Below are 19,450 nucleotides of genomic sequence, written 5' to 3' on the forward strand. Positions count from 1 at the left end.
GGCGATCGAGGGATACGCACCGGCGTCTGACGAGATCACGTCCGTGACCTCGTCGGCACCCGCGGCGACCGATCGACCGAACAGGCGCGTCGTGCGCCGCGCGCGGCGGGCCTGTGCGGCGACCGATCCTTCCGGCGGAAGGACGACCGTGGTCGGCGCAGCCCCCTGGGGGCTCCGCGTGAGCAGGTCGAGCTCCTCCGCCGAGACGACGTCGGTCATGAACGGATCCCCCGCTCGGTGCTCGACGCTCATCACGTCGGTGCGGAAAGGATCCGGGGTGCGGGGCGCGGGAGACGACGGATCGTGCTCGGGACCGCGCTGGTCTCGAGGCTCGGGATCGATGATGGGGCACATTCGGGTACTCCGGTCAGAGGAGGTTGGGAAGAAGACGGATGAGCTGATCCGAGACGAAGACGCTCGCCAGCAGGAGGACGGGGGCGAAGACGACCCACGTCTTCTGCCACCCCACGCGTCGATACGCCCACACGGCGAGCAGCTCGGCCACGACGAGGAACTGCAGCGCGAAGATCAGCGCCCACACCGTCGTCATGTCCGTCGCCATCGGTTTCGCCTGCGGGGGGACGGCCATCGAGGTGGTCTGACGAGCGCCCGTGGCCTGCGCGGCTCCGGTGCTGCTGGCATCCACGTACGCGACGCCCGTCGGGAGGTAGGGCGCGCCGCGGGCCGCCATGAGAATGAGCCGGCTCTCGCCCCGCACGGGCGCCGGCGGAGTCGGATCTCCCGCGTACCGAACGCCGAGGACCTCGAACGTCTGCTCGCCCTGCCCCGTGCGGACGGTGAACGTCTCGCCCGGCTGCAACGTCTGCAGGCGTGCGAACGGTCCGCCGAACGCCGCCGTGCGCCCCATGATCACGCTGACGCCCGCCTGCCCCGGCAGCACGGTGTCGCGGCGATGGCCGGGTCCCTGCATCAGGACGCCCGACGTCGTCCCCTCGGAGACCACCTCGTCGATGCCGAGCTGAGGGATTGACAGCAGCGCCACGGGGGCGCCGTCGACGAGCAGATGATCCTCGAAGTCGCCCTCGCTCACCGGAGCGGTCCCCTCCGCCAGCTGAGCGCGATACGTGTCCCGCAACTGCTGCTGCGAGGCGAAGTGACTCACGTGGCTGACGACGAGCAGGTTCACCAGGAAGACCAGGACGAGGACCGCGATCGAAGCCAGCGTCCCGCGGACGAAGACCTGCACCGGGGACAGGGGCGCATACTCCGGCCGACGACGCGGCGGTCGACGAGGGGGGCGAGGCGGGCGCGGGGGTGTCGACCGCATCGCTGCGGAACCTTCCTCGCCCGTGGTCAGCCGTTGGTCGGACAGGGTCATGACGCGACCGCCGTGGGAACCCGCGGTAGCGCCGTGCGGACGACCCGGACGATCGCGAGGGCCAGGGCGGTCGCCATCGCGACGAGCACGAGCAGCCACGGGAACACCAGCACGAGCGCATCGCGCGTGACCGAGGTCGACGACGCTGCGTCGTCGGTCTCCGGCGGGGTGAAGGTCACATGGGCCGAGACGAGCGTCCACTGTCCCGCCCCGCTCAGCGTCGCCGCGACCGTGCGCGTCTCCCCCGGCTGAAGAGCAGCGATGGGCACGTCGTCACGGCTGTCGAGACGGTTGGAGAACACCGTGCCCTCCATCCAGAAATCGGCCGCGGCATCGACCGGCTTCGTCGACGCATTGCGCACGGTGAACCACATGTCCACCGTCCCATCGGCGGGATTGATGGCCGGCATCCCGTCGCCGTTCAGCCCGCTGACGAACAAACCGCCGCCGGCACTCACTTCGTTCGCGGGGGTGGTCTGTCCGGCCGGCGTCGTGCCCTGATCCGAGGAAGTGCCGGTGCCCGTCGACCCCCCGATGCCGGCGGAACCGCCCGCCCCGCGCGCTCCGCCCGTCGACGATCCACCGAGAGACGCGCCCGAGGCGGGGCCGGAGCCGGTCGATGGCGAGGACGAAGACGGCGAGGGCGTCGATCCGTCGGTGATGGTCACGGTCAGCGGAGTGCCGGAGTCGGCGTCCGATGCGAAAGCGGGCACGGCGAAGCTCACCGCGGCGACGGACGCGAACGCCAGAGAGAGGACGAGCCGCTGCGACGCACGCCGCCGGGGCATCACGGGGCGCCCACGCGCAGGTCTGCCGCACTGTTCGCATCGGCCGCGGTGGCGTGCTCCATGTAGTCGACCCACTGCTGGGCGAGCGCTTCGTCACGCCGACGGCGCCACCGAAGGAGCACGAAGACGATCGCGGCGAGAGCGAGAAGGAGCAACAGCGTCCACGGAATGGCGAAGGTCACCGCATCGCGCGACACCGGCGTGACCGAGAGCTGCTGCGTCATGTCCGGGGAATCGACGAACGGGCTCAGCACCGTTCGCGCATCGAGGTAGAACCACTGCCCGACACCGCCGACGGTCGTCTCGTACGTCGAGGTGTTACCGGGGAGCAGCACGGGGATGCTGCCGCCCTGGAGGCCCGTGGCAGCGAGGCCGAACCACGTGCTCACACCGTTCGTGAGGTTCGCCGCCAACGCGACGTTGCCCGTGTTCGTGACGGTGTACCGCGCCTTCACCGCCCCACCCAGAGGGTTCCACCAGTCGCCCTCGTGGACCGCGTCGTAGCTGGTGATGGTGAGTTGCGGCTGCAGCTCCCCGGATACGCGCGCGAAGATCGATGTGGCCACGCGGCGGTCGACATCGACCTGCTGCCCGTCTTGGACGACGGATGCCACGAGACCGCCGACGTGATCGCCGGGTGTGCCGTCGGCCGGCACCGCGATCGTGAACGTGAGAAGACGCACCTCGTCGGGCGCGAGAGAGAATCGGACCCGGTCGCTGCCGTCGTCGAAACGCAACCACGCACCGACCGAGGTGGGGGCATCCGCGGACGCCAGCAGCGAGAAGCTGCCGTCCTCCCCGTTGAATGCATCGGTGGCGAAGACGGTGAAGTCCTGCCGTTGCGTGCCCGTGTTGCCGACGAGCACGCGGTCGGTGATGCTCTGGCCGGGGTCGGCGGTGAAGGTGAACCGGGAGCGGCTGTCGGGGCGTCCGTCCTCGCCGGCGGGGCGTGTCGCGACACCGACGGAGGCCGCCGACGGGACATCGCCCTCGGCCGCCGTCGCGGGCGCCGAGGGGACGAGCGAGACGATCGTCGCCGCAGCGACAAGAAGAGCGGCGCCCAGAGCCGGGAAGCGGCGCCGCGAGGTCGTGGAGAGCACGGTATATCTCCGCAGATGGGGGCGACGTAGGCATGTCGCGGGGGTGAACGAGGCCTGATGGGGAACGTGCCGAGACATGTCGCGGCCGGGGTGCCGCCACACCGTGCGGAGAGACCGGTGAAGGCCTCCCCGCACGGCGCGCGGCGCGTTTATCCGAACTCAGCTCACTTGGAGGTGAGCGTGAGTGTCAGCGTCGAGGTGTAGTCACCGGTCTTGGCGTCCTTCGGAGCCGTGAAGGTGAGATCGGCGTCGAACAGCGCACCGGAGGTGAGCGTGGAGACGGCCGAGCTGGACGCGATCTTCGAGCCCGTGGTGCCGAGGGTCACCCCGGAGACCAGGGTCGAACCGGCGTAGGCCTTGGGAGCCAGCGTGAGGGCCGCAGCCGGGATCTCGTCGCCCGCCGCGTTCTTGAATGAGCTCCATGCGGCGTCGAGGCTCCAGCCCTTGGGCACGTTGCGGTCGTCGACGACGGTGACCTTGCCGAGCGACGCCTGGACGGTCTTGTCGCGCGCGACGCCGCCGAAGTCGACCTTTGTGGCCTCGGCGTTCAGCGACCACAGGTCGCTGGCGGTCACGGCGGCGGTCACGGCGACCGTGTCGGCGGTGGTGTCACCGGAGGCCGAGACCTTGGTGATCGTGTCCCATGCGAGGACCGCGAACGTCGCGTCGCCGGGCGCGGTCAGCGCGATGGTGTGCTCACCGGCCGGCAGCGACGAGATGTCGACGGTCGCGATGCCGTTGGCGTCGGTCGCGACCTGGCCGAGGTTGGTCGGGGCGGACCAGGCCCAGGCGACGAGCGTCTTGTTCGCGTTGGCGGAACCAGCGGGAACCGTGACCGTCTTCGCACCCTTCGCGGGGTCGGCGATGTCGACCTTGTTCGCGGCCGAACCCTCGGGCTTGGTCGGAGCGGTCGGAGCGGCAGCCGCCACCGTGCCCGAGAAGGCCTTCTCGTTCGAACCCGCGCTGTTGGTCGCGACGATCGTGGCGCTGTACGCTCCCGCGGTCGTGGGCGTGCCCGAGACGACGCCGCTGGAGGCGTCGAGCGCGAGGCCTGCGGGCAGGGCGCCGCCCGATTTGACCGACCAGGTGAGGGGTGCGGTGCCGTCGGCGGTGAGCGTCTGCGAGAACGCCGTGCCGACCGTGGCGGCGTTGAGCGCTGCCGTGGTGATGGTGGGGGCGGTGGCGGTTGGAGCCGCGACGGTGTTCTCGAACGTCCAGGTTCCGCCCGCGTTGACGTGGATCCACACGTAGTACGCGACGCCGCCCGCGATGCTCAGCCCGTTGTTGTTGAGGTTGGCGACACCGAGGCTGAAGTCGCCGCCGGTGGTCTTCAGACCGGCGAAGTCTCCCGCCGTGAGGTTTCCCAGGGTGACCTGGGGGCTCAGCAGCTCCTTGGTCGAGCCCTTGAATCCGGCGTCGCCCCAGGCCTTCCAGCCCGAGACCGTGCGCTCGGAACCGCGAGTGGCGGCGAAGAACTTCGCGCTCGTCGCCGAGGCGTCACCGGGGAACGTCTGCGTGATGTTGGCGGTGTTGGGAACGAGCAGCACGGGGTCGTCCCAGTTGAGGACGGTGCCCTCCGGAATGACCGATCCGTCGTCTCCGGAGATGGCGTAGGCCGCACCGGTCGAACCGGTGGCGGTGGTGGTCTGGGCCGCGAAAGCGGTACCCGCGCCACCCAGCGAGAGGGCGAGCGCGGTGACGGCCGCGAGGCCCAGCTTGAACGTGTTCTTCATGATGGAAGTCCGGTCCTCAAAAGGTGTGCAGATCAGTACGGGAGGGTGGCGTACGCGTAGTGGACGACGTAGCTCGAGGGGGGCAGGAAGCCGAAGACCTGCTTGACGGCTCCGGGCTGGGTGGCGAGGTTCGTGTTGAAGCCCGCCAGGCTGGAGGCGACGCCCGACGTTCCCGGCTTGACGAGATTGGCCAGAGCCGCGTCGTATTTCGCGTTGCCCTGGGTGATGCGGGCGCGCTCGACGATGAGGTAGGTGTCACGACCGAACGTCGCGTCGCTGTAATAGGCGGAGTTGGGGACGAGCTTGCCGTCGGCCACGGTGAACGGGTCGGTGGAGCCCTGGGCACCGCCGAACGACGCGTTCGCGGTGGTGTTCACACCCGTTGCGCCGTTGGACTGGGCGACCCAGTTGGCAACCGAGAACGGGATGATCTCTCCCGCCTGCAGGACGGTTCCATCGTTCTCGGCCGTGGCGGTGTTGCTGTACTGACCGCGTTCGGTTCCTGCGGACACGCCGGGTGTCGCACCCGTTTCGCTACCGGTGAGAGCCTTCAGGAAGAACTTGCGGGTACCCGACGAGGTCTGCGGAAGAATCGGCTTGACGGCGACGCCGTCGATCGAGGTGATCGTGCCGGCGTAGACGCCCTTGATCTGGTCGAGGGTGAGGTGCGCCCACGCGGAGGTGCCGCCCTTGTAAGCGAAACCGACCGCGTCGCGGCCGAACGGGATGTAGGCGAGCTTGCCGTTGGTGGTGTCTTCGTTGTTGCCCCAGCCCGACGACGAACGCGCGATGTCGACCTGGCCCGTGATGTCCTTCTTCGGGATGGCGGCGTTGCCGGTGTAGGTGTTGCCGCTGATCGATGCGGAGAGGGCATTGAGGCCCTGTCCCGAACCCGACGGGCGGCCGAAGAACTGTCCGCCCGGCTTGGCCTGGATGGCGCTCGAACCGAACGCGTCGAACGAGCCGACGGTCTGGTTGTTGGCGGTCACACGGACGCGTGCGCCGGTGACGTCGGTACCGTTCGTCAGCGCGTTGACGACGTCCTGCAGGGTGTCCGAGCCGACCAGCGTGTAGCTGTTCGAGACCGGCTCGGCATTGGCCGGTGCGGCGACGGCCACGCCGGCCATCGCGATACCCAGGGCCGCGGCGACCGCGGCGACCTTCGTGAATTTCATGTGCGTGTTTCTCCTTGAGTTGTTCCTGCGTGGTGGTGCTGTGGGCAGAACTGCTGTTCGGGTGATGCGGGAAGGAAAGTCAGAGGGCCGACACGGACCGGTCAGGTGAGCCGTCGTCGGAGGCGGGTGATGAGGGGGATGCCGAGAGCGCCGACCAGCCCCGCGAGGGCGCTCGCCGGAACGGCTGCCGCCATGGCCCCGGTGTCGGGGTCATCGGGCGTCTTCCCACCGGTCAGGGGTGCGGCGCTCGCGCCCGTGGCTGCGCTCGATGCGGCCGCACCGGACGACGACGACGACCCTGCGGCGGCCGGTGGTGCGGGGGCCGCGGCGCCGCCGGATGCCGAGCCGGTGACCGCAGCCGCGGGGACGTACGGGGTCGAGGTGGCCGGGGCGGTCGCACCGTTCTCGATCACGTCGGCTGCGGCTCGGGCCCGGTCGACCCAATCGGCGGGGATCGGCGCATATCCCGCGGGAAGCTGCCCATCTTCGGACCCCGCCGTCTGCCCGTCGCCGACGACGAAACGGATGAAGGAGGCGTAGGCGGAGCGCGTCTGCTGATCGATCTTGTCGCGATTCGTCGCGGCGTAGACCGGCAGGGCGAGGGGATAGGCGTCGGTCGCCGTCTTGGCCGCGTCGGACGTCGGGTCGAAGTGCATGACCCCCTCGACCTTGTCGACGGATGTCATCGCGGCCGCGGCGGCGGCGAGCGACCGCGCGTCCGCGGCCACGAAGGTGCCCGCCGAGTTCTTCAGCGAGGCGGTGAGCACCTGGTAGCGCTCCGCAGAGGAGCTGTCGGTGAGGCTCAGCACCTTCTGCGAGCCCGCGAGATCGCGCCCCGCCTTGGTGTACTTGGGCGGGAGACTCAACGGGTCCCACGAGCCCAGCTGCTGGTTGTCGCCGCGGAGCGTGAGGTACGCCCCGGACTCGAGGTCGTTCGTGTAGGGACGCCACGTGACGAGGTTGACCGGGGCCGCTCCGCCGGACTCCCCCGGCGTCTCGAGGGGATCGGCTTTGGGGAAGTCCTCGCGCGGGAGGGTCAGCCCGAACCCACTGGGGTTCTTCGCCGCGTCGGTCGCGTACCACGGGTTGACGATCATGCCCCAGGGGTCCGCCTGGCCGGAGAGGAATGACCGGGCATCGGCATCCGCGAGGACGTACTGCCAGACGGCCCGAGCAGCATCACTGCGCCCTTGAGGGATGAGCAGGTCGGCGACGCCCGGGCTCCGGAACCCCTGATACTGCCAGGCGGTGTCGTTCACAGCGAGGAAGTCGGGGTCGGTGGTGAGGTTCACGGCGTTGTGACCGGCATCCGTCGCGCTCTTGTATCCGATGTGCGACAGATCGGCGCCGTACGGGAGAGCGTCACGGTACGAGGCGGTGAGGAGCTTGGCGACCAGTCGCGGCGTGAGGTTGAGAGACTCGAACGGGAGCGCAGCCTTGTTCGTCACCTCGGCGGGGACGGTATCGAGCGGCAGCGGATTCTGATCGATCGCGAAACCGACGGTCACCCCGGTCAATGCGATCGGTGCGTAGACGAGACCGGTGCTCTGGTCGGCGGGAAGGGGCTCGGATGCCAATGCCAAAGGCGCTGCGGTCGAGGTGTCCGCCGCCCTCAGCGCATCGGACTCGCTCCCGGTGAGCAGGGAGTAGATCGAGCCGCCCTTGTTGTTGCAGAGGGAGGGCTGCCACGAGCGAACGGCGATCGCCGCGAGCTCGCTGCCGGAGAGCTGGCGTTCGGCAGCACCGAATGCGCACCGCACACCGATGGGCTTGAAGTCGAGGCGGACCGCCAGACGATGCTTCCACGCGTCCCAGAACAGGCCGGAGCTGGTGATGTGCGCCTGACCGACATCGTTCTGAGGACGGGGGACGATCACCAGCCAGCACCCGGCCCCCACCGTCTTGCCCGTCGGATCGGTGGTGGCGGCTCCGCACCCGAGACCGGTCGACTGCATGGCGGTTTGGAGCTCGAACTTCGCCACCCCCGAGCCGTCGGCGCCGCTACCGGCCCACGAGATCTCGTTCGTGGTCTTCGCGGTGTAGAACTCGTTGCTGGCCAGATTGCCGGCATCCGGCACGACTTTTCCGTCGACGATGGGGGCGATGGTCTTGCCCGTCGCCGAACGGAACGGTACAGCCGTCACCGGGGCGGCGAACGGGTCGTCGCCGTCGGCGTTGGTCGACCACGGGCGGTCCTCTTCCGCCACGGTCCCGGGTTCGCGCACCCCGTCGCGCGCGGCTCCGGGGGTGTTGAATCCGCCGTACTGGCACGTGGTGCGGTCGGGCTGGCGGTTTCCGGCATCGTCGAGCACGGGCTCGCCGTCGGAACCGAGAAGATCGCCCCAGCACTGGAAGATCTGGAGGAAGTTCTCGCCGCCGATCTGGCCGCTCGGTGGCGTCGACTTCTTCGCACCCGTCCAGCTGAGCTGGACGCCCTGGGCGCCGAGGTCCCGCGTCTGCGACACCGTCACCGACAGATCAGGCATCGGGGCGTCGGCGAGCGCGGGATGCTGCTGCTTCGACGACACCGTCACCGCCGAGGAGTGGGCATCGGCGGCCCGGGCCGGCATCGACGCGATGCCCGCGACCGACACCACGGTGAACACGGCGACGGCGCAGAGCGTCCCCGAGAGCGCGGACAGCGCCCACGACCGCAGACGGCGTCCGCGGCGCGAGCCTTCCGTTGCAGCGCGGCGGAACCCGGGGTGGGCCGGGCCGTCGAGGTGGTTGTACACGAGTGATTCCTTGTCTTCGTGCGCGTGCAGCGCCGTCAGGCCTACTCAAAGGGCGCTGGATGACGACCGCATGAACGCGGTGGTAACGAGGTGTCGCCGCAAACTAGTGGAGATGAGAACGTCGACAAATGCCCGATCAGGGCTATTTCAACGCCGCGACCGGCGGCCGATGATCGGCGGAATGAGCACGGCGGCGACCATCAGCAGCCCGGCCGCGAGCATCGCGGTCTGCGGCGTACCCCAGCCGTTGTCGTCGAGCGTGAAGGGCGAAGAGACAGCGGCGTTGACGGCCCCTCCTGCCCCCGACACCAGGTTGCCGTTCGCGTCGTATACCGGTGCATCACCCGCACCACCGGAGGGAGACCCTGCTGCCGTCGCCGAGGAACCGGCGGCGGCAGAGCCCCCGGAACCCGCGACTGCCGCCGCACTGTTCGCACCGCCGCTGACGCCACCCGAGCCCGTCGACGCTGTCGCTTCCTGCGCGCCACCCGTTCCTTCGACGCACTGAGTCGCCCCCTGCTTGTCGCAGTCGGGTGGCTGCGGCGCCGTCGCTGCGAGCTGGTTGCTGGCAGGAGAATCGCCCGGTTTGAAGGTGGGATTGTTGCACGCGTTGAAATCGACGCCGCCTTCACTTCCCGGGATCGATTTCAGGACCTCGGAACCCGCCTGCACGAGGTTCATCGGCAGGGGCGAGTATCCCAGAGCGGCCGCCTGCTGCTGCCCTTCGCACAGCATGTAGTCGGCGAACCGACTCAGCGTCTTGCCCTTGTCGGCCGTGAAGATCTTGTTCGTGGCGGTAGGGACGATCATGTACGAGTAGCTCGACATGGGGTAAGTACGCGGGTCATTGCTGTTATACACACCGTCGAGGTTCTGGGTCAGGTCGGGATTGATGGCGGCGGACATCAGCGCGACCGCGACCGACTGGTACGTCGGCTCGACGTAGAAGCCCGCCTTGTTCAGCACCTTCACCACCGGGAACCCGGACTTCATGGCGTACGAGTACTCCACGTAGGTGATGGCTCCCTCGCCGTAGTCCTGGCTGACGTAGCCGGCGACGCCGAGCGACCCGTTCTGACCCTTGAAGGACGCGTTGACCTGCGGGAACTGCGATCGCATCCCCTGGGTCCAGATGTTCCCGTACTGCTTCGACATCCACAGCGTGAACTGCGCGCTCGTCCCCGAGCCGTCCGAGCGATAGACGGGGGTGATCGGACGATCGGGCATCGCGAGCGCCGGATTGTCGGCTTGGATCGCCGGGTCGTTCCACGTGGAGATCTGCCCCGAGAAGACCTTCGCGATGACTTCGCCGGATAGCCGCAGATTGGTGACCCGTTTGCCCCCGATCTTGAGGTTGTACATGAGGGAGGTACCCCCCGCGACGATGGGCATGTACGCGTAGCCCGTCGTCGGCTTCTCGGGAGGTGAGCCGTCCTCGGGGTTCGCTTGGAACGGGATCTCGCTGATGGCGAAGTCGACGGTCTCCTTGATGAAATCGCTGCGCCCGGCGCTCGACCCCGTCCCCGAGTAGTTCACCGTCATGCCGTAGTTGCTGGCCACGTTCTTGCGCCATTGATCCAGCGCGTTCTGGGACCAGGTCGAGCCCGATCCGGAGATCGGCACGTACCCGTCGGCCTGTGCGGGCGTCGGGGCCAGCGCGACGAGGGAGACGACCGCGAGCACCGCGGCGAAGCGGGCCAGGCGGGGACGGACATTCACGACGGGTTCTCCTCGGTGGATGGGGTGAAGCGTGCGGTCAGGGCGCGCAGCGAGATGCGACGCTCGAGGGTCCGGGGCGGGCGGCCCGGCGGCATGGCACGTCGCCCCGTACGCGACGCGGCGGCGGGCTCCCCCTCGATGCGGAGGAGATCCCGAGCCGACGCGGCGGTTGCGGCACGGCGCTGACGGTCCGAGAGTTGGCCGGGCCCTCGCCCACCGATCAGGCGGGCGACGATGAACAACGTCAGCACGAGCAGCACGAGGGTGGCGGCAGCGCCGAACCCGCGCGCGATCATGCTCGGTTCCGGCGACTTCACGAAGTCGAACACCTGCAACGGGAGCGAGATCATCGGACCCGAGAACGGGTTCAGGTTCATCTCCGCGGTGACGCCCGAGGTGAGCAGCACCGGAGAGGTCTCGCCGATTCCGCGCGCGGTACCGAGGATCACCGCCGTGACGAGACCGGAGCGCGAGGTGGGCAGGACGACGCTCCACACCGTGCGCCACCGGCTCGTGCCGAGCGCGTAGGACGCCTCGCGCAGGTTGTGGGGCACCAGGCGCAGCACCACGTCCGATGCCCGGATGATGATGGGCAGCATCATCACGCTGATGGCGAGGGATGCCGCGAACCCCGAGCGCTGATTCGTGATCAGGGTCACGACGGCGGCGTAGACGAACAGTCCCGCGACGATCGAGGGCAGAGCCGTCATGGCATCCGAGATGGTCCGGACGAAGCGGGCGAAGCGCCCGCCGATCTCGTTCAGGAAGACGGCGGTGGTCACCCCGAGCGGGATCGTGATCGCCAGGGCGATGCTGATCTGGATGAGCGTTCCGACGATGGCGTGGGCGATTCCCCCCATCGTCAGCGGGTCGAGGGGACCGGCGAGCTTCATCGTCTCGGTGAAGAAGTTGAGGTGGAACAGGGCCGACGAGCCCCGCACGAGGGTGAAGAACACCACGAAGGCGAGCGCCCCGAGAAGAAGCACCCCCGCGGAGTAGAACAACGCGGTCATGACCCGCTCGGTGATGGCGAGACGGTCCGCGCGCATCGAGGTCAGGACGGCATAGATGCCGAGGAAGCCGATGAACGACAGCACCACCCACCCGACGACACCCGTCATCGGGGTGAGCCATCCGAACATCAGCGTCGAGACCGCGATGGCCGCCGCTCCGCTGCCGACGAGGTCGAACCGGTCGCCGAAGGGGACCGTCCGCAGATCGCGTCGCTCACCGACGACGCCCGTGCGATGCGGGATCGACGTGCGAGAGGGGAGACGCGCAGGCTCGTCTCGGGCCGTCGACGACGGGGCCTCGGGGGTGAGGATCGCCATCAGTTGCTCTCCGCTCCGGATCGGCTGCGCGCGACGATCGTCGACGCGGTGAAATTGACGATCAACGTGATGATGAACAGCACCAGTCCCGCCGCCATGAGGGCGGACAGGCCGAACTGGCTCGCTTCCCCGTAACGCAGCGCGATGAGCGCCGACACCGAGTTGGTGCCGGTCTTCAGCAGCTCGGTGTTGATCGTGAAGATGGGAGAGATGATCATGACCACGGCGATGGTCTCGCCGAGTGCGCGTCCGAGGCCGAGCATCGTGCCGCCGATGATGCCTCCCCGTCCGAAGGGGAGCACGACGGCGCGGATCATCCCCCACCGGGTCGAGCCGAGTGCGAGGGCGCCCTCCCGCTCGCCGAGCGGCGCCTGCGAGAACGCCTCACGCATCACGGAGGTCTGGGTCGGCACGACCATGAGCGCCACGACGATGCCCGCGATGAAGGCCGAGGAGGTGTACGCCCCGGCGTCCGTCAGCCGTGCGCCGGTCTCGTCGGCGACGCGGAAGATCGGTATCCACCCGAAGTACGTCGAGATCCACTGCGCGACCGGGATGACGCCGGCCTGGAGGAAGAAGACACCCCACAGCCCGAACACGACACTGGGCACGGCCGCCATCAGGTCGACCATCGTGATGAGGAGGCCGCGCGCGCGAGGCGGCACGATCTCGCTGATCAGCAACGCCGTCCCCATCGCCAACGGCACCGAGATGGCCATCGCCACGAGAGCGATCGTCACCGTCCCGAACAGGACAGCGGCGACCCCGAACGTCCCGGTCTCGGGCGACCACTCCTGCGTCGTGAGGAACGACGGACCCGCCACCGAGAGGGCGTCACCCGCGCGCGCCGTCAGGAAGATCCCGACGGCGAGCATCACGGCGACGGTGATGGTTCCCGCGGCGTAGGCGGTGGAGCGGAACACCCGGTCGGCGATGACGGGAGCGCTCTTCAACGAGCGAGGTGTCGGCTGCGCCGCCTCCGTCGTCGGTGGCAGCACCTCCGTCGTGGTGTCCGTCATTCGCCCTCCATCGATCGCGCCGGGATCGGCCACGCCTCACGTCGCTCAGCCTCGAACGACGAGGGGAGGATCGCGGGGCGCCGGTCGACCGGCCGGTGTCGCGACTCGCTCGCGTCCCCTGGAACCGGCTCGGGTCGCCGGCATTGCGAGGCTAGGAGCCAGCCGTGAACGGCACCCGGTTCGACCGTCCACGTCGGCTGGCGGGGTGGTGAACGAGAGACGCTCGAAGGTGAACGAGGGACGACGTGGATCGAGGCGTCATCGAGGTCCGCCCGTCGGCGTAGCGGTCGGGGTCGGTGACGGCGTGGAGGACGGGGTCGGCGGGGCGGGCGTCGGAGTGGATCTGGCCGCAGCGACGAGAATCGGTACGGCGCTCCCGAGACGGACGGCGCTTCCCACCGCAGGCTCGACGCCGACGACGGTTCCCGTCGGCAGGTCGGAGGCGACGGTCGACTGCACCGGGACGAAACCCGCCGCGCGTATCCCCGAGGCCGCTCCCGCGGCATCCATTCCGACCACGTCCGGGACGAGGTTGGATCCGGATGCCACGACCAGACGCACCGTCGATCCGCGCGCGGCAGCAGTCCCGGGAGCCGGGTCGGTAGAGAGCACGGTGCCCTTCGACTGGGGCGCATCGCGCTCGGTGATCTCACCGACCACGAACCCCGCCGCCGCGAGCGCGAGGCGCGTGTCCTCGAGGGAGCCGAAGGCGGGCACGAGCGCCGTGGCGACCGGGGCCGGTGTGCCCGGGTCGGACGGGCTCGGTTGCGGTGTCGGTGTCGTCGTCGCGGTGAGCGCCGGTGTCGATACGACCACGGACGGCTCGGGAGCGGGTGCCGCACGACCCGCGCTCGCCATGAGGGGAACGGCTGCCGCCGTGCCCGTCAGCAGCAGAACGATGGCCGTGATCGCTCCCCAACGTGGTCCGTGTCGCGTCGACTCGCCTGCTCGGGCGAGCGCGGGCGTCGAACCGGCACCGAGAGGGGCGACCGTCAGAACCCTCGTCGACGACACCCGGTCATCGCCGGTCACCGACGCCCGCATCGGGGCGACCGCATCGAGGACCGCCGCGCGCATCTCGGCGGCATCGGCGAATCGGTCCGTCGGTTCCTTGAGCATCGATCGCACGACCACGCGATCGAGCGCGCCGGGGATGGACCGGACGGCGACGGACGGCACGGGAGGCGGGGCGTGCAAGTGCGCCCGGATGACACCGGCCCGGTCGCTTGCCGAGAACGGGGCACGCCCGGTGAGCGCGAAGTACAGCATCCCACCCGCCTGGTACAGGTCGCCGGCGGGCCCGACGGGTCGCCCGCTCAACTGCTCGGGCGAGGCGAAGTCGGCGTTCCCGACCACTCCGGCGACGACGGGCGACACGGAGCTGCGGAGGACGTCGTCGCCGTGGGCCGTCTCCCCCGCCGCATCGGCGAGGCCGAAGTCGAGGAGCGTCGATCGCGGGCGGCCATCGTCATCGAGACGCACGAGCACATTGGCGGGCGACACATCGCGATGGACGAGACCAACGGCGTGCGCGGCACCCAGCGCGTCGAGGATGTCCGCGGCCACCGCCCCGGCGTGGGCCACGGAGAGCGGGCCGACGGCACGCACCTGCTCCGCGAGAGTCACTCCCTCGATGATCTGCTGGGCGATCCAGGCGATCGGGATGCCGTGCTCGTGGAATGTCCCCATGTCGATGACGGTGACGATCGACGGGTGAGAGACATGCGCCGTCCGCCTCCCCTCGCGGAGGAACGCCTCACGGACCGTGTCGCTCTGGGAGAGATGGGGGTGCAGCAGTTTGACGGCGACGGTCTGACCGGTCACCTCATCCCGGGCGCGGAACACGGATGCCGTTCCCCCGGTGCCGAGGAGCCCCCCGAGGCGGAACCTCCCCGCGATGAGACCGGCGGCACCGTCGACCATCAGTCGGCCCCCTCGCGTCGATCGTCGGGCTCGCGCGGTGCCACACGGCGAGGACTGGTCACGCCGGCTGCGCCGACACGCGTGATCGTCGCCCGGAGGCGCTCCCGATGCTGACGCCCTCGATGACATCGGCGGACTGGAACACGGCGACGGCTGCGCGGCCCGCCGCCGACGCCTCACCGGCCGACTCGTACCAGCGCGCCGCGGTCGCGATCGGGCGATCGCCTCGACGCAACACCCACGCGTGCTTCGTCGCCACGGGACCCCTGACGGTCGACACCTGCATCTGGTCCGCGCGGGGCTGCTCGACTCGGGCGGCGTCGATCGCGACGGCCGGGGAGGCGAAGACCGTCGCACAGCGCGCGAGCTCACGGTTGTTCGTCGCGAGGAGCCGCCAGACCCCGAACACACCGATCGGGGCGAGACCGCTCTCCGCTATCGGGCTCCCCATGAGGGCCAGGTGAGAAGCGGCCAACTCGGGGAGAAGGGAGGAACGGAAGAGCAGCCACGCGGCCAAGCGCGGATCGCGCACCGAGCGGAAGGTGTCGAAGATCACGCGTCCGCGGCGCGCGCGTGGTTCGAAGAGCGGTTCGCTCACGGAAGGCCCCTGTCTGACGGACCTCTGCATCGGGGCTTCGGGTCCCCCACGCTGTTCCGCAGAGAAGAACGTCCTCCCCCCGCATGGCCGCGGCGCGAGCAAAGGGTGAACGAGCGGTTCACCACCCCGCAACGATTCGTCGCGAATTCATAAGCGACGTTCACCAGCCCGTTCACCCGGCATGGTGTCCTCCCGCAGGAGGTCGTGAGAAGACGCACGCATCACGGGGCGGACGCCCGCAGACCTGCACCCCGAAGATCAGATGCTTCGGCACTCGCCGAAGTGGTCGGATCAGAGCGCGCGGCGCCCTTCGAAGGCGCGGCCGAGGGTCACTTCGTCGGCGTACTCGAGGTCGCCGCCGACGGGGAGACCGGAGGCCAATCGCGTCACGCGGATCTCGAGCGTGTGCAGCAGTCGGCTGAGATAGGTGGCGGTCGCCTCGCCCTCGAGGTTGGGATTCGTCGCGAGGATCACCTCTTGGACGGTACCGTCGGCGAGGCGCTGCATGAGCTGGGTGACGCGCAGATCGTCGGGACCGATGCCTGCGATGGGGCTGATGGCTCCGCCGAGCACGTGGTACAGACCGCGGAACTCGCGAGTACGTTCGATCGCCGCGACGTCTTTGGCGTCTTCGACCACGCAGATGAGGGTGGCGTTGCGCCGCGGGTCACGGCAGATGGAGCAGCGGTCCTGCTCCGAGACGTTGCCGCAGATCTCGCAGAACTTCACCTTGTCGCGGATCTCGCCGAGCAGTGTCGACAACCGCGACACGTCGAACGACGGCGACTGCAGGATGTGGAACGCGATGCGCTGAGCCGACTTCGGACCGATGCCCGGAAGGCGCCCGAATTCGTCGATCAGGTCTTGGACGATGCCGTCGTACATCAGGAGAACCTCGTCGGGGGCTCGTAGGGCTCGTCGCGCACGTAGTTCGCCCCGAGCATCTGGCGCACCACGGCTTCGCCATAGCGCTGGACTCCCCCGTTGAGGGGTGCCATGCGCGGAACGACGACCGGCGGCAGGGGCGCTTCGGCCTCGTCGGCCGGCGGAATCACGTCGTCGTCGTCGACCTCGTCGGGAGCGGGGACCGAAGGGGTGACCTCGCGGGACGGCAGGACCACGCCCTCGTGCACGCCGGATGGAGCGACCGCGGTCGCTTCGTCGGGCTCGTCGTCGACCGCGAGGGCCGTGGACCGAGCCGTGGTCGCGCGCATGGCGGCCGGGGCGGAGCCGTCGGATGCCGGAATCGGCGCGACGGCCCACTCGGTCACCGAGGACGTGTACGGCGCGGAGTTCTGCGGAGCGCGGGGGGCGACTGTCGGCGCACCGGGGGCCGGGCCGCCCGCGGGTCCCGACGGTCCGCGCGACGAACCGCCGGGGCCGGCATCTCCGGCGCCGCCCCCTTCGAGGCGGGCGAGGTACTTGACGCGAACGCCGAGGACCGCCTGGATGGCCTGGCGCAGGTCTTCGCTCGGGCCCCCCTCCGGGGTGCGCGTCTTGAAGGCGGTGAGATCGCTGCCCGTCCGGAACGCCAGCGTGAGCACGTCGCCCTCGAAGGCGGCGACGGCTGCGGTCGAGACCACGAGCCACGACGAGCGACTCGCCACCTCGAGCTGACCGAGCACCTCGGGCCATGCGTCGCGGACGTGTCCGAGCTCGATCGGACCGACCGGGGTGGCGGGCGGGGTGGGGGCGGTCGGTTCGAGCGGCGAGGCATCCGCCGTGTCGTCGGACGACGCATCCGCCGCCGGCTCCGGGCCGGTTCGCGGCTCGGTGGGCTGCGGTAGCACGGGCGCGGCGGCCTCGCGGGGCGGAGCGGAGGCCGCCGGACGGTCGGTGGGCAGCGACTCGGCCTCGGGCTCGCGCGCCGCGGTCTCGGGGGTGGGAGCCGTGTCGAACGGGTGGGCGTCGTCCGACGCCTCGGCGCGGCCCGAACCGGCGCGCTCGGCGGACGGCGCCGTCGCCGGCGCGGGGGTGTCACGCTGCTCGGGCGCGCGCGCACCGGTCGGCGACACGCCCTCGCGTTCCGAGGGCGCCGTCGTCGCGGGACGCGACACCTCGTCGTCGTCGAAAGGCGGCGGGGCGTCGTCGTCGGTGAAAGGCGGCGGGGCATCGTCGTCGCTCGGCGCGGGAGAGGCCGAGACGACACCGGGCCGACGGGTCGGGGTGGCCTGCGCGTCGTCCGACGCGGACGCGACGGGTGCGTCGGCACCGGGAGAAGCGATCCCCGGTGACGCGACACCGGGTGCCGCCGCGGCGGAGGAACCCGTCGCGGGAGCGTCCGACCCGGAAGACGCGATCTTGCTGGGAGAGGCGACGGTCGGCTCGGCGACGCCGGGAGAGGCGACGGTAGGCGCCGCTACGCCGGGAGACGCGACGGAGCGAGACACGCTCGGCGAGGCGACCCCCGGAGAGGCCGTCGGCGATGCGACGGACGGACCACCGGAGGGCGATGCGACCTGCGGAACACCGCTTCCCGGAGACGCGATCCCCGGGGCGGCGACCCGTGAGCCACCCGGGCTCGCGACCGCGGGCGCCGCCGGCGTCGTGCCGGGAGAGGCGATGTCCGCCGCGGGAGACGCGGGGCGTCCGGTCGCGGGGGCAGGAGCCGGGGCCGGGGCTCCCGTGCCGCCGCGCGTCGCGTCGAGATCGTGCGCCATCGCGGGCGAGGTGCCCTGGGCGACACCGGCGTGGGTCAGCACCCGGGCGACGAGCAACTCGAGCTGCAGACGGGGAGAGGTGGCCCCGGTCATCTCGTCGAGAGCCGCGACCACGAGGTCGGCCGTGCGTGACAGCCGTGCCGCGCCGAACGCCGTGGCCTGTCGCGACATGCGGTCGAACTCGTCGTCGGGGATGCCGCGGAGGATCGCCGAGGCGCCGGCGCCCGTCGCCGCCACGACGATGAGGTCGCGGAGACGCTCGAGCAGATCGTCGACGAAGCGGCGCGGGTCTTGACCGGTCTGCACGACCCGGTCGACGGCGGCGAAGGCTCCCCCACCGTCGTTCGCGGCGAAGGCGTCGACGACCTCGTCGAGGAGCTCGGAGTGCGTGTAGCCGAGCAGCGCGACCGCGCGCTCGTAGCGGACGAGGACGTGACCGGCGTCGTCGGCGTCGGACCCGGCGATGAGCTGGTCGAGCAGCGAGAGGGTGTCGCGAGGCGACCCTCCGCCGGCGCGGACGACGAGCGGCAGGACACCGGCCTCGACTCCCACCCCCTCGCTCTCGCAGAGCTCTTGCACGTACTCGAGCATCGCCGCCGGCGGGACGAGCCGGAAGGGGTAGTGATGCGTGCGCGAACGGATCGTGCCGAGCACCTTCTCGGGCTCGGTGGTGGCGAAGATGAACTTCACGTGCGCGGGAGGCTCTTCGACGAGCTTGAGCAGGGCGTTGAAGCCCTGCTGGGTCACCATGTGCGCCTCGTCGAGGATGAAGATCTTGAAGCGATCGCGGGCGGGAGCGAAGATGGCGCGCTCGCGCAGGTCGCGGGCGTCGTCGACACCGTTGTGGCTGGCCGCGTCGATCTCGACCACGTCGAGCGATCCGCCCCCGCCACGGCCGAGTTCGACGCAGCTGTCGCACGTGCCGCACGGGGTGTCGGTGGGGCCGGCGGCGCAGTTGAGGCAGCGCGCGAGAATGCGGGCCGACGTGGTCTTTCCGCAGCCGCGCGGACCCGAGAACAGATACGCGTGACCCACGCGGTCGCTGCGCAGGGCGGTCATGAGCGGCTCGGTCACCTGCGACTGCCCGATCATCTCGCCGAACGCCTCGGGGCGGTATCGGCGGTACAGGGCTGTCGTCACCCCTCCAGCCTACGGCGTACCTCCGACATCGCCTTCGCCGTCGTCGCCCGGGCCCGCGGGAACACCGGATGCCGCCCGCGCACCGTCACCAGAACAGGAGAATGCACCAGAACAGGACGATCCATCGGATCTCCGCCTGTTCTCGACGAATCCCCTGTTCTCGAGACCGGCCCGGATGCCGAGCGCTGAC

Annotated in this window: 13 protein-coding genes; all 13 read right to left on the minus strand. The window is 70.1% G+C overall.

Annotated features, from left to right (window positions below; translation table 11 throughout):
• Positions 1–367: 367 nt before the first annotated feature.
• Positions 368–1,207: a sortase domain-bontaining protein gene (locus J2X55_RS12625; RefSeq protein WP_309823815.1), complete on the minus strand. Its 840-nt coding sequence runs from the start codon at positions 1,205–1,207 to the stop codon at positions 368–370.
• 128 nt (positions 1,208–1,335) lie between these two features.
• Positions 1,336–2,127, minus strand: coding sequence for a hypothetical protein (locus J2X55_RS12630; RefSeq protein WP_147302432.1), 792 nt, complete (start codon positions 2,125–2,127; stop codon positions 1,336–1,338).
• Positions 2,127–3,227, minus strand: coding sequence for a hypothetical protein (locus tag J2X55_RS12635; RefSeq protein WP_309823816.1), 1,101 nt, complete (start codon positions 3,225–3,227; stop codon positions 2,127–2,129). The genes J2X55_RS12630 and J2X55_RS12635 overlap by 1 nt, the downstream gene beginning before the upstream one ends.
• Positions 3,228–3,391: 164 nt before the next feature.
• Positions 3,392–4,960: an Ig domain-containing protein gene (locus J2X55_RS12640; RefSeq protein ID WP_309823819.1), complete on the minus strand. Its 1,569-nt coding sequence runs from the start codon at positions 4,958–4,960 to the stop codon at positions 3,392–3,394.
• Positions 4,961–4,992: 32 nt separating this feature from the next.
• Positions 4,993–6,135 carry a hypothetical protein gene (locus J2X55_RS12645; protein WP_115919220.1) on the minus strand — a complete coding sequence of 381 codons (1,143 nt, stop codon included), beginning with the start codon at positions 6,133–6,135 and terminating at the stop codon, positions 4,993–4,995.
• A gap of 101 nt (positions 6,136–6,236) precedes the next feature.
• Positions 6,237–8,870 carry a hypothetical protein gene (locus J2X55_RS12650; RefSeq protein ID WP_115919222.1) on the minus strand — a complete coding sequence of 878 codons (2,634 nt, stop codon included), beginning with the start codon at positions 8,868–8,870 and terminating at the stop codon, positions 6,237–6,239.
• Between the two features lie 147 nt (positions 8,871–9,017).
• Positions 9,018–10,589: a phosphate ABC transporter substrate-binding protein PstS gene (gene pstS, locus J2X55_RS12655; RefSeq protein ID WP_309823822.1), complete on the minus strand. Its 1,572-nt coding sequence runs from the start codon at positions 10,587–10,589 to the stop codon at positions 9,018–9,020.
• Positions 10,586–11,920, minus strand: coding sequence for a phosphate ABC transporter permease PstA (pstA, locus tag J2X55_RS12660; RefSeq protein WP_115919226.1), 1,335 nt, complete (start codon positions 11,918–11,920; stop codon positions 10,586–10,588). The genes pstS and pstA overlap by 4 nt, the downstream gene beginning before the upstream one ends.
• A complete protein-coding gene (gene pstC / locus J2X55_RS12665; RefSeq protein ID WP_115919228.1) occupies positions 11,920–12,939 on the minus strand; it encodes a phosphate ABC transporter permease subunit PstC in 1,020 nt (339 codons plus the stop codon). Before pstC ends, pstA begins: the two co-directional genes overlap by 1 nt.
• A gap of 258 nt (positions 12,940–13,197) precedes the next feature.
• Positions 13,198–14,862: a protein kinase domain-containing protein gene (locus tag J2X55_RS12670; protein ID WP_309823825.1), complete on the minus strand. Its 1,665-nt coding sequence runs from the start codon at positions 14,860–14,862 to the stop codon at positions 13,198–13,200.
• A 58-nt stretch (positions 14,863–14,920) separates the two neighbouring features.
• Positions 14,921–15,460 (minus strand): hypothetical protein, encoded by a 540-nt coding sequence (locus tag J2X55_RS12675; protein WP_115919232.1) that lies wholly within the window; start codon positions 15,458–15,460, stop codon positions 14,921–14,923.
• Between the two features lie 291 nt (positions 15,461–15,751).
• Positions 15,752–16,345 carry a recombination mediator RecR gene (recR, locus tag J2X55_RS12680; RefSeq protein WP_309823826.1) on the minus strand — a complete coding sequence of 198 codons (594 nt, stop codon included), beginning with the start codon at positions 16,343–16,345 and terminating at the stop codon, positions 15,752–15,754.
• On the minus strand, positions 16,345–19,260 hold the full coding sequence (locus tag J2X55_RS12685) for a DNA polymerase III subunit gamma and tau (protein ID WP_309823827.1): 2,916 nt from the start codon (positions 19,258–19,260) through the stop codon (positions 16,345–16,347). Before J2X55_RS12685 ends, recR begins: the two co-directional genes overlap by 1 nt.
• Positions 19,261–19,450 lie beyond the last annotated feature (190 nt).

This window comes from Microbacterium sp. 1154 (assembly GCF_031455375.1).
Classification (GTDB): domain Bacteria; phylum Actinomycetota; class Actinomycetes; order Actinomycetales; family Microbacteriaceae; genus Microbacterium.